8 protein-coding genes are annotated in these 11502 nt (G+C 64.6%); 5 read left to right on the forward strand and 3 right to left on the reverse strand.

What is annotated here, in order from left to right:
- Nucleotide 1: 1 nt before the first annotated feature.
- Entirely contained in the window at nt 2-2035 is a 2034-nt protein-coding gene (locus ACIPY3_RS22525) for a bifunctional aldolase/short-chain dehydrogenase (protein ID WP_400337654.1), read from the forward strand.
- Between the two features lie 14 nt (nt 2036-2049).
- A complete protein-coding gene (locus ACIPY3_RS22530) occupies nt 2050-3519 on the forward strand; it encodes a rhamnulokinase family protein (RefSeq protein ID WP_400337675.1) in 1470 nt (489 codons plus the stop codon).
- A 101-nt stretch (nt 3520-3620) separates the two neighbouring features.
- On the opposite strand, the gene ACIPY3_RS22535 is transcribed toward ACIPY3_RS22530, so the two are convergent.
- On the reverse strand, nt 3621-4544 hold the full coding sequence (locus ACIPY3_RS22535) for an AEC family transporter (RefSeq protein ID WP_400337657.1): 924 nt from the start codon (nt 4542-4544) through the stop codon (nt 3621-3623).
- Nucleotides 4545-4671: 127 nt separating this feature from the next.
- Between ACIPY3_RS22535 and panD the strand changes: the two genes are divergently transcribed.
- Both panD and ACIPY3_RS22545 read left to right on the forward strand, forming a co-directional pair.
- Nucleotides 4672-5103, forward strand: a complete 432-nt coding sequence (panD, locus tag ACIPY3_RS22540) for an aspartate 1-decarboxylase (protein WP_400337660.1) — start codon at nt 4672-4674, stop codon at nt 5101-5103.
- Nucleotides 5104-5269: 166 nt separating this feature from the next.
- The gene (locus tag ACIPY3_RS22545) at nt 5270-6196 is read left to right on the forward strand and encodes an AEC family transporter (RefSeq protein WP_400337663.1); all 927 of its coding nucleotides are present in this window, start codon (nt 5270-5272) and stop codon (nt 6194-6196) included.
- A gap of 67 nt (nt 6197-6263) precedes the next feature.
- On the opposite strand, the gene ACIPY3_RS22550 is transcribed toward ACIPY3_RS22545, so the two are convergent.
- Both ACIPY3_RS22550 and ACIPY3_RS22555 read right to left on the reverse strand, forming a co-directional pair.
- The gene (locus ACIPY3_RS22550; protein WP_400337666.1) at nt 6264-8900 is read right to left on the reverse strand and encodes a trehalase-like domain-containing protein; all 2637 of its coding nucleotides are present in this window, start codon (nt 8898-8900) and stop codon (nt 6264-6266) included.
- Nucleotides 8901-9040: 140 nt separating this feature from the next.
- Nucleotides 9041-10030 carry an LLM class flavin-dependent oxidoreductase gene (locus ACIPY3_RS22555; protein ID WP_400337669.1) on the reverse strand — a complete coding sequence of 330 codons (990 nt, stop codon included), beginning with the start codon at nt 10028-10030 and terminating at the stop codon, nt 9041-9043.
- A 271-nt stretch (nt 10031-10301) separates the two neighbouring features.
- Here ACIPY3_RS22555 and ACIPY3_RS22560 point away from each other — a divergent pair, with 271 nt between their 5' ends.
- Nucleotides 10302-11294 (forward strand): ABC transporter substrate-binding protein, encoded by a 993-nt coding sequence (locus ACIPY3_RS22560; protein WP_400337672.1) that lies wholly within the window; start codon nt 10302-10304, stop codon nt 11292-11294.
- Nucleotides 11295-11502: the final 208 nt, after the last annotated feature.

Raw genomic sequence — 11502 nt, forward strand, 5'->3', positions numbered from 1 at the left:
TATGAATAAGACTGTTGAAGAGCTGATTTCCCGTTCCAACCGCCTCGGCGCGGACAAGCGGAACACCAACTTCGCCGGCGGGAACACCTCCGCCAAAGGCACGGAGAAGGACCCGGTCACGGGCCAGGACGTCGAGCTGCTCTGGGTGAAGGGTTCCGGTGGCGACCTTGGCACACTCAAGGCTGAGAACCTGGCCGTGCTCCGTTTGGACCGGCTCCAGGCACTCAAGTCCGCTTACCCCGGCGTCGAGCGCGAAGACGAAATGGTTGCCGCGTTCGATTACTGCCTGCACGGCAAGGGCGGCGCGGCACCCTCGATCGACACCGCCATGCACGGCCTCGTGGACGCCGCGCATGTGGACCACCTGCACCCGGATTCGGGCATCGCGATCGCTACGGCCGTGGACGGAGAAGCCCTCACGTCGAAGATCTTCGGCGACAAGGTGGTCTGGGTTCCCTGGCGCCGCCCTGGGTTCCAGCTCGGCCTGGACATCGCCTCGATCAAGGAAGCCAACCCCCAAGCCATCGGCACCATCCTGGGCGGCCACGGCATCACCGCCTGGGGCGCCACCAGCGAAGAAGCCGAAGCGAACTCCCTCTGGATCATCGATACCGCTGAGGCCTATATCAAGGAGAACGGCAAAGCCGAGCCCTTCGGCCCCGCCCTGCCCGGCTACTCCGCGCTCCCCGAGGCAGAACGGCGCGCCAAGGCAGCAGCCCTGGCCCCGGTGATCCGCGGCCTGGCTTCCACGGACAAACCGCAACTGGGGCACTTCAGTGATGACGCCGTCGTGCTTGAGTTCCTTGAGTCGGCAGAGCACCCTCGGCTCGGCGCACTCGGCACGTCCTGCCCGGACCATTTCCTCCGCACCAAGGTCAAGCCGCTGATCCTGGACTTGCCCGCAGACGCTTCCATCGAAGAGTCCGTGAACCGGCTGAAGGAACTGCACGCCGAATACCGGCAGGATTACCAGGCGTACTACGACCGCCACGCCGACGCCGATTCGCCGGCCCTGCGCGGCGCTGACCCGGCGATCGTGCTCATCCCCGGGGTGGGCATGTTCTCCTACGGCAAGGACAAGCAGACCGCCCGCGTGGCCGGTGAGTTCTACCTCAACGCGATCAACGTGATGCGCGGCGCCGAAGCGATCTCCACTTACGCCCCGATTGAGGAATCCGAGAAGTTCCGCATCGAGTACTGGGCGCTGGAAGAAGCCAAGCTCGCCCGAATGCCGAAGCCCAAGTCCCACGCGACCCGCATCGCCCTGGTGACCGGTGCGGCGTCGGGCATCGGCAAGGCGATCGCCACCCGCTTGGCATCCGACGGCGCGTGCGTCGTCATTGCCGACCTGAACCTTGATAACGCCCAAGCCGTCGCCGAGGAACTGGGCGGCGCGGATGTCGCCATCGGTGTCCAGGCCGACGTGACCAACGAAGCCCAAATCGCCGCCGCGATCCAGGAAGCTGTCCTCGCCTTTGGTGGCCTGGACCTGGTGGTCAACAACGCCGGCCTGTCCATCTCCAAGCCGCTGCTCGAAACCACCGAGAAGGACTGGGACCTGCAGCACAACGTCATGGCCAAGGGCTCGTTCCTGGTCTCCAAAGCAGCGGCGAAGGTCATGATCGACCAGGGCCTGGGCGGAGACATCATCTACATCTCCTCCAAGAACTCCGTGTTCGCCGGCCCCAACAACATCGCCTACTCCGCCACCAAAGCAGACCAGGCCCACCAGGTCCGCCTGCTCGCCGCGGAACTGGGCGATCACGGCATCCGCGTCAACGGCATCAACCCCGACGGTGTGGTCCGCGGCTCCGGCATCTTCGCCGGCGGCTGGGGCGCCAAACGTGCCGCGGTCTACGGCGTTGACGAGGAAAAACTGGGCGAGTACTACGCCCAGCGCACCCTCCTCAAACGCGAAGTCCTCCCCGAACACGTGGCCAACGCCGCCGCCGTGCTCACCAGCAACGAACTCTCCCACACCACCGGCCTCCACATCCCCGTGGACGCCGGCGTGGCAGCAGCGTTCCTCCGATAGGTCACATCGTGAAGATTTCTGCAACGACAGGCACCGCCCCGGCCAACGCCGGGGCGGTGCCCGCGCCCCAGGTCTTCGCCGCCGTCGACATTGGCGCATCCTCAGGCCGCGTCATGCTCGGCCGCGTCTCCCCCTCCACAGGGGCGACGCTGGAAACCGTGCACCGGTTCTCCAACGGCGTTGTGGAGTACGACGGCGGCCTCCACTGGGACTTCGACGCCCTTTTAGCTGAGGTACTCAAGGGCTTGGCGGCTGCCGCTTCGGTGACCGCCGGGAACGATGAACGGATTACCAGCATCGGCATCGACACCTGGGCTGTGGACTATGGGCTGGTTGATGCTTCCGGGGAACTCGTCTCGGTTCCCTACAGCTACAGGGACGATCGAAGCCGCTCCACCGTTGCGCGCGTGCACGCCGTCATCCCACCGGAGAAGCTCTACGCCACCACGGGCTTGCAGTTCCTGCAGTTCAACACCATCTATCAGCTCGCTGCCGAACCGACCCTGGACGGTTTGCAAGCACTGCTCATCCCGGACCTGATCGCCTTCCTCCTCACGGGCCAGCGCCGCACGGAGGCAACCAATGCCTCCACTACGGGGCTCTTCGATGCCGTGGCCGGTGACTGGGCGGTTGATTTCCTGGACGCGCTCGGCCTTCCGCGGAACATCTTCCCGCCGTTGATCCAACCCGGTGAAACCGTGGGCACGCTGCTGCCCTCGGTGGCCGAACGAACGGGACTCGCTGCCGATACCCGGGTGGTGGCCGTGGGTTCCCACGACACCGCCGCGGCCGTTGCCGCAGTCCCGGCATCGGCCGCGAGCGGGGATTTCGCCTACATCTCCTCCGGCACCTGGTCCTTAGTGGGTGTCGAACTGGACAAACCCGTCCTCTCCGAAGCCAGCCGCACGGCCAACTTCACCAACGAACGCGGCGTCGATGGAACCATCCGCTATCTCCGCAACGTCGGCGGCCTCTGGCTGCTCAGCGAATGCCAGCGCACGTGGGCAGCCCAAGGCTTCAACCAATCACTCCCGGCGTTGCTCGACGCAGCCGCGGCACTCCCTCACGGGGGCCCGCACATCAACGCCGACGACCCCGCCTTCACCGCCCCGGACAATATGCCCGAGCGCATCCGTGCAGCCGTGCGGCACAACGGCGAGGTGCTCGCGGACCGGCCTGCCGCCGTCGTGCGTTGCATTCTGGACAGCCTCGCAGCCGGTTACGCCCGCACCCTGGCCGACGCCGAACGCCTCACCGGCCGCGCCACGTCCGTGGTGCACGTGGTGGGCGGCGGCTCGCAAAACCGGCTCCTGTGCCAACTCACCGCCGACGCAACAGGCAAAGCAGTGATCGCGGGGCCGGTCGAGGCGACGGCGCTGGGTAACGTCCTTGTCCAGGCACGCGCGGCTGGTGCAGTGCAGGGCGGGCTGGCGGAGCTAAGGCAACTCGTGGCGGCGGGAACCGACCTGACGCGCTACGACTGACGCTTCGCTGGTTTCGCGGGAAACGCGCCGGGGCGCTGGAACTTTGCGCGGGTCTTGGCATGTTTCCCGCGTCCTCGCGGTGCCATGGCCAGCCCCGGAGCTCAGCCCATGAGCCAGGCCGCCCCCAGCAGCAACGGCACTGCCAGGATGGACGTGGTCACTGCAGTTGATTGGGCGATCTTCTGGCCCACGCCGTACCGGAGCGCGTAGAGCACCACGTTCTGACCGGTCGGCAGGATGGCACAGGCCGTGACCACGAACGTGCTGAAGGAATCCAACCGGAACACGAAGACCGCCAGCACCCAGGCCAAGGCGGGCTGGACCACTGACTTCAGCACCACAGCAAGCGTGGTGGGCGCCCGGTCTCCGATCCCCTGCCCGGCCGAAAGTCCGTGGAGTGACATGCCGAAGATGATCAACATGAGCGGCACTGCGAGCTGTGCCACGAGCTTCATGGGGTCCAGTGTCCAGTCAGGCAATTGGACGCCGGCCGCACTCACGATGACGCCAAGGATCGCCGCCACGGTGACGGGATTCCGGAAAGGCGTGGACAGGACGCGCCACACGGACACCTTGGTAGCGGCCGGGTTGGTGAGGTCCAGGATGGTCAGGGCAATGGGAGTCACCAGAGCCAATTGGAACAACATGATGGGCACGACGTACGTGGTGCTCCCCAGGATGTATTGGGACAGCGGGACGCCGAGGTTGGTGGAGTTCACGATTCCCGTGGCCAAAGCGCCGATGGTGGTCCGCCGGACACCCCAGCGGAAGATGGTGCCGGACAGGGCGAACACGAGCATCACCGCCGAGGCTGTGACCACCGAGATCAAGCCCGTCGGACTCAGGACGTCACTGATGTGGCGGGAGGCAATGGTGGAGAACATGAGGCTCGGCAAGCCCACCATGAACGTCAGGGTGGAAAGGACTTTGCTCCCCTGCGGTCCCAGCGCGTTGGTCTTTCCCAGGATGTAGCCCACCAGCAGGACGATGCCCACCACAAAGAAGCCCTTCAGTACTCCGTCCAAGCTTCGTGTCCTTCGGTTCGGCAGATGATGGCCCCCAGCGATGGTAACCGCTTTCACGCCACCCGGGCAGCGAACGTCTGCTACGTCACAGCGCCCGTGAAGGGTCCCGCGCTAAACTGGTGGCACTATGATCCGCACAATGTTCAAGTCGAAGATCCACCGTGCCACGGTGACCCACGCCGACCTCCACTACGTCGGCTCAGTCACGGTTGACCTGGACCTCCTGGACGCTGCCGACATTCTGCCGGGTGAGCTCGTGTCCATCGTGGACATCACCAACGGAGCCCGCCTGGAGACCTACACCATCGCCGGCGAGCGCGGTTCGGGCGTCATCGGCATCAACGGCGCCGCTGCCCACCAGGTCCATGTTGGCGATCTCGTCATCCTGATCACCTACGCCCAGATGACCACCGAAGAGGCCAGGTCATACCAGCCCAAAGTGGTCCACGTCGGCCAGGAAAACCAAATCCTGCAGCTTGGCAACGACCCCGCCGAGGCACACACCCCGGGCCTGCTGCGCCCGCCGCACGCCTTGAGCAACGCGGCGCACCTCAGCTGACCCAGCCACACGCAAACGTACGACGGCGGCACTCACCAGAGTGCCGCCGTCGAGCGCGTTTCCGGGCTGTCCGGATGACGGACCATGGGTCCGAAAACGCTTACCGGTCGAATAAATCTGATTAGGCTGGAGGCGTGACCCACCTCCTCCCCGCCAGCACAGCGTCATGATCGGCGTCCTCTCCGGGTTCTTCGTGGTGTGGGCCATCATCCTGGTGGGCATGTTCGTTGGGCGGCGCGGGTTGCTCGGTGAGAACGCCCGTTCGGTGCTGAGTTCGCTGACGTTCTTCGTGGCGAGCCCGGCTTTGTTGTTCGAAACCCTGAGCAAGGCCAAGCTCCATGATGTGTTTGCGGCGCCCCTGCTGGTTACCGCCGTTGGGGCGATGATCACGGGCCTGCTGTTCTTCCTGATTGTGAAGTTCTGGCTCAAGCGGAGCCTGCCGGAGTCCCTCATGTCCTCCATGAGTTCGTCGCTGGCCAACTCGGCAAACCTCGGCATCCCCATCGCGGTGTTCGTCCTGGGCGACGCCAGCTATGTGGCTCCACTCCTGATTTTCCAGCTCGCCTTCTTCACCCCGATGTACCTCATGGCCCTGGATGCCAGCACCAGCACGCACCGCACCACTCCCCTGCGCTTCCTGCTGATGATCGTGAAGAATCCGATGATCGTGGGCTCGGCACTGGGGTTGATCGTGGCCGGAACGGGGATCCAGGTTCCCGAGCTCATCCTGGAGCCGGTCCACTTGATCGGCGGGGCCGCGATTCCGGCCATGCTCATGTCCTTCGGCATGAGCCTGAACGGATCCAGGCCACTGCAGAAAGCTTCGGGGCGCCGGCTGGACACCTTGTTGGCCAGCGGGTTCAAGCTGTTCGTGCACCCGTTCATTGCCTACTTGTTTGCCCGCTTTGCCTTGGGCATGGACGGGCACGCCCTGTTCGCGGTGGTGGTGACGTCTGCCTTGCCAACCGCACAAAACGTGTTTGTCGCTGCCAACCGCTACCAGGCGGGAATCACGGTGGCCAAGGACACTGTGTTGATCACGACGGTTGTTGCCGTCCCCGCGATGATCGCCGTGGCCCTGCTGCTCACCTGACCCAAGTAGGTCGCAATAGTGCGCGTTTTGAGCCCTCAAAACGCGCACAACTGCGACTCAGTTGGGGTTATTCGACGTCCGCGTGGGCCAGGTAGTGGTCCAGGAGTTGGGCGCAGCGGATGAAGCCCAGGTGCGAGTAAGCCTGCGGATGGTTGCCCAGATGGGTCTCCGTGGCGGGATCGTATTCCTCAGGCAACAAACCCGTGGGCCCAAACAAGGCCACCAGTTGGTTGAACAGTTCCAACGCATCGTCCAAACGGCCAACAGCAAGGTATGCCTCGATCAACCACGTGGTGCAGATGTGGAAGCCGCCTTCCAAGCCCGGCAGTCCGTCGTCGTACCTGTACCGGAAGACCGTGGGACCAACACGCAATTCGCGCTCAACTGCTGTCACGGTGTCCAGGAAGCGCTGGTCCTGGACATCAATGAGCCCGGACAAGCCAATGTGAAGCACGGCAGCATCGAGGTCGGGACTGTCGTAGGCAACCGTGTAGGAGGCCGCGGAGTTGTCCCACCCTTCGCGGAGGACTTCCTCCCGGATGGTGTCTGCTGTGGAGGACCAGTCGGCATGCGCAGTGCGGCCATGCAAAGCAGCCGCCTTGAGCGCCCTGTCCAGCGTCACCCAGCACATCACCTTGCTGTAGACGTGGTGCCGGGGTGGCCGGCGGGCTTCCCAGATGCCATGGTCCGGCTCGTGCCAGCGCGCAATAACGGCGTGGGCCATCTGCTCCATGAGGAACCAATGCTCATCCGGGAGGTAGCCGCGGCGTTCACCGAGGTCATGGATCAGCTCGGCAATGGGACCGAAGACGTCCAATTGGACCTGGTGGTCCGCTGCGTTGCCGATCCGGACGGGACGCGATCCGGCATAACCCGGCAGGCTCTCCACGATGGCTTCGGTGGAAAGCGGAGCACCGGTCACCGAATACAGCGGGTGCAGCCATTCCGGCCCAGGTGCGTTGTCCAGGATCCGGCCCAGCCAACGCAGGAAGCCATCGGCCTCCTCTGTGGACCCGAGCCCCACCAGCGCGTTCACGGTCATCGACCCGTCCCGCAGCCAGCAGTAGCGGTAGTCCCAGTTGCGGGTGCCGCCGATCCCCTCCGGCAGTGACGTGGTGGGCGCGGCCAGGACGGCCCCCGTGGGCTCGTGGACCAGCGACTTCAGGACCAGCGCCGAACGCCGTACCAAGGACGTATTGACGGTGGGTAGCTGCAGTGACTTGACCCAGTCCCGCGAAGACTGCCCGACGGCGGCCCTCCGCTCAGGCTCACCCGCGAGGTCCGCGGGCAACGACTCGGTATCCCCGCAGCGCAGGTTCAGCACGATCGGGCCGTACTGCAGCGGCACCTCGGCGGTAGCCGTGGCATGCCGGGCGTCGTTGGTGATGGTGAAGTCCACGCCCGGGGCGATGAGGATGATTGGATCGGACGTTCCCACCACATGCACTTCGTGGCCGCGGATCTCCATGTTGAAGGGAGCATTGGCGTAGTCCGGCCGGGGCGCGAACACCACCCTTGCCGTGCCGGTGCCGGAAAGCACGCGGACCAAACTGGTGATGCCTTCCGGAGCAGGCTCGAGGTAATCCGTCACCGTGACATCCGCCCAGCGGGTTTCCACGATCATGGTGTTGTCCACGTAGCGCTGGGCCAGCACCGGCGAGGGCTTAACGGGTTCGATGCTGAAGTGCCCCGCCGGATCGCCGCCCAGGATGTGGGCGAACAACGACCCCGAATCCGGCAGCGGGTGGCTCATCCAGCAGACTTTCGCATCCGGGGTCAGCAGGGCGGTGGAGGTTCCATTGCCGATCATTGAATGCCGTTCCAGCCCCACGGCGTCCTCGCCGAAGAGCCAGGAACGCCGAAGTTCGAACAGCAAAGCCAGCACCCGCGCAAAGGCTTCCGGGTCCGGAAGCGTGTAGGCCGCCGTCGTCTGTCCCGGCCCGACGTGCAGGCCCAGGTCCGGACCACGCAGGGTGGCGAGTGCCTTCTCGTCGCTCGCCGCATCGCCGGCAAAGAGCGCGGCGCTGACGCCAAGCCGCTGCCGGAGCGTCTCAAGCGCTTTGCCTTTCGCGGGCTCGTCCACTGTCAAATCCAGCACGGTGCCGTCGACAATGAAATAGACCCCGAACTCGATGGCGATCTGCTGGGATTTGAAGATGACGCGCTCCACCACTTCGGGTGCCGCGGGCCGCGTGTGGACTGCCACGCCAGCGGGTTTGCGCACGATGCTGACGCCCTTCTCATAGGCGACAGCTTCCGTCAGGGCCGTGGCTACCTGCTGGAGCAGCGTTTCGGTGGCGAGGGTCAGGTTGTAGGCAAACCCCATGTCGAACTCAACGCCGTGCGAGCCCACCAAGTGGACTTCCGCGGGCAGCCTGGACACCGCGGCGAGGTCCCGCAGCGAACGTCCCGAGATGATGGCAGTGTGCGTGTTGGGCAAGGCCGCGAGCGCGCGCAGGGCCACGGCCGCACTGTCCAGGGGCAGGGTTTCGGTGGAGACGCCCTCGGCCGAATGCAGCGTGCCGCCGTAGTTGCACGCCACCAGCAGTCCCGGCTCCCGCGAGAGGATCTTCAGGTCCGCCATGAGTTCCTCGGTGATCCCTTGGTCCTCGTGGGGACGGACGAACGAGCGCAGCAGGCCAAGCGGCAGCGAGTTCATCAACAGCGCGGAATCGGCGACTGTTTGGTTCAACGGCGTAGGCATGGCGAATCCTTCCGAAGCGGATACGTATAGTTTCCGCCCGAAATGTTTCTCTCGTATACCGCGTAATTGCAGAAGCGTTAAATTTTTTTCCGGCAGGCCGCCCGGATCCACCCTGGCGGCCTGCCGGTGGGCGCTGCTGCCTAAGCCGAAACGAGCCCGGCCACCTGGGCCACCAGCTCCACCGAGCGAAGGCGTTCCTCGGTACCGGTACTCTGGTGCGCCACGATCAGCTCGTCCGCGTCTGCATGCTTGGCGAACTCTTCGAGGTACTCGCCGACAACCTCGGGGGTGCCCACGGCGGAATACTTGACCATTTGGGCAATGTGCTGGCCCTGTGGCGAGTCCAGGATGAGGTCCGCCTCATCGTCGGTGAACTGCCGGCCGCCGCCAAAGAAGAGCGATACACGGGCGCGCTTCACAGCTTGGAAGATCGCCTGTGCTTCGGCGTTGCTGTCCGCCGCGGTGACGTTCACTCCGGCGATGACGTGTGGTTCGGACAACTGCTCAGATGGTTTGAAGTCTCGGCGGTAGATGGCCACGGCATCACGCAGGGCAGCCGGCGCGAAGTGCGAGGCAAAGGCGTACGGAAGGCCCAACTGCGCTGCAAGCTGCGCACCAAACAGCGAGGATCCGAGGATGTACAGAGGAACATTGGTGCCCTTTCCCGGCGTCGCCTCCACGCCTTGGATGCGCGTGGGACCGGTGAGGTATCCCTGCAACTCGAGGACATCCTGCGGGAAGCTGTCCGACGAGGTGTGGTCGCGGCGCAGAGCACGCATGGTGTTCTGATCGCTGCCGGGAGCACGTCCCAGCCCAAGATCGATGCGTCCGGGGTGCAGTGTCTCCAGCGTGCCGAACTGCTCGGCAATGGTCAGGGGCGAGTGGTTGGGCAGCATGATGCCGCCCGCACCCAGCCGGATGCTGGTGGTGTGGGCAGCAACGTGGGCGATCAGGACGCTCGTTGCCGAGGACGCGATGGCGGACATGTTGTGGTGCTCCGCGTACCAAACCCGGCGGTACCCCAGCTCTTCGGCCTTCTGTGCCATGGCAACGCTGCCGGCGAGGCTTTCCGCTACCGTCTGGTCCTTTCCGATGGTCGCGAGGTCCAGGATGGAAAGAGGAACAGTCACGGAGATGCCTTTCGGTACGTTTCACGGTTGCGGCCGGAAGGGTGGCGGCGCTTTTAATCGACAACGACGGCGGTACCCGGCTTATTTCTGTGAGTTGCGTCGCGGGCCCTGCCGCAGCCAGTTAAGGCCCCCCATTGTGACCCCGTTCGACGCCCGATTAACCGCTGTGAACGCCTGTATCCCAGCGTGTCAACGTGCTTTGACCACGCTGAACGCCCTGCCGGATAGTTGCAGCCACAAGTACGCATCAGACTTCAATCAAGGGGTATCCATGGCACGTTTCGCAGCCAAAACCGGCGTCACCGCGGCGCTGGCCGCCACTGCTCTTCTGGGCCTCGCGGCCTGCTCGGATCCGGGCGCGACGGCGGCAACCGGGGCGAGTGCTCCGGCGTCGAACGCTTCTTCCAGCGCAACCACCAAAGAATTCAACCTGACGCCAGAACAAAACCGCATCAAGGTCGAGGTCGACTCCGCGGCCGCCGCGCAGGTGCCGGACGCCATCAAGGCCGACGGCAAGCTCACGGTGGTAACCACGGGCGGCGCGGCGCCGTTGAGCCTCTTCGCCTCCGACAACAAAACCCTCATCGGCAGCGAAGTGGACATCGCCTACGCCGTGGGCGAGACCCTCGGCTTGCAGGTCGAAGTCCTTCCGGTCGCCTGGGCGGACTGGCCGCTCGGCGTCGAATCCGGGAAGTATGAGGCCGTCCTTTCCAATGTGACAGTCACCGAGGCCCGCAAGGAAAAGTTCGACTTCGCCACCTACCGCAATGACCTCCTGGGCTTCTACGCCAAGAGCGACTCGGACATAGGCGAGGTCAAGGAAGCCAAGGATGTTGCCGGCAAACGCATCATTGTGGGCTCCGGAACCAACCAGGAAGCCATCCTGGTTCGGTGGGACGAGGAGAACAAGAAGAACGGCCTGAAGCCGGTTGACTTCCAGTACTACGACGACGACTCCGCCTCCCAGCTGGCCCTCCAGTCCGGACGTGCGGACCTCACGTTCGGACCAAACGCCTCCGCGGCCTACAAGGCCGCCAAGGATGGCAAGACCAAGCAGGTGGGAACGCTTGAGGGCGGCTGGCCGTTGAAGGCAGAGATCGCTTTCACCACCAAGAAGGGCAACGGCCTGGCTCTCGCAGCCCAGACTGCCCTGAACAAACTCATCAAGGACGGCAACTACGGCAAGATCCTGGACCGTTGGGGCCTCTCCTCCGAGGCGATCCCTGCCTCGGAACTGAACCCGGCAGGCCTGCCCAAGAAGTAGGAACCGCTCTCGGCAGGCAGACCTGCCGACGCCGAATCCCCGCCGGACACCAACCGGCGGGGATTCTTGCGTTGCGCTCCCCCAACTGGGTCGCATTTGTGCGCGTTTTCAGAGGGCGGAGTCATAGGGTCGTTGCAACGCTCTGATTGATGGAGCGTGTTGTGGTCAGGAATTTTTCGTTGGACGCCCGGCGGGAGTTTGTTGATTT

Source organism: Paenarthrobacter sp. NPDC089714, from assembly GCF_044748905.1.
Lineage (GTDB): Bacteria > Actinomycetota > Actinomycetes > Actinomycetales > Micrococcaceae > Arthrobacter.

What these genes read in the sequence shown, in the direction of transcription:
- panD (WP_400337660.1), top strand. Translation starts at nt 4,672, where the DNA reads ATGATCCGCACAATGTTCAAGTCGAAGATCCACCGTGCCACGGTGACC.
- ACIPY3_RS22545 (WP_400337663.1), top strand. Translation starts at nt 5,270, where the DNA reads ATGATCGGCGTCCTCTCCGGGTTCTTCGTGGTGTGGGCCATCATCCTG.
- ACIPY3_RS22525 (WP_400337654.1), top strand. Translation starts at nt 2, where the DNA reads ATGAATAAGACTGTTGAAGAGCTGATTTCCCGTTCCAACCGCCTCGGC.
- ACIPY3_RS22560 (WP_400337672.1), top strand. Translation starts at nt 10,302, where the DNA reads ATGGCACGTTTCGCAGCCAAAACCGGCGTCACCGCGGCGCTGGCCGCC.
- ACIPY3_RS22550 (WP_400337666.1), bottom strand. Translation starts at nt 8,900, where the DNA reads ATGCCTACGCCGTTGAACCAAACAGTCGCCGATTCCGCGCTGTTGATG.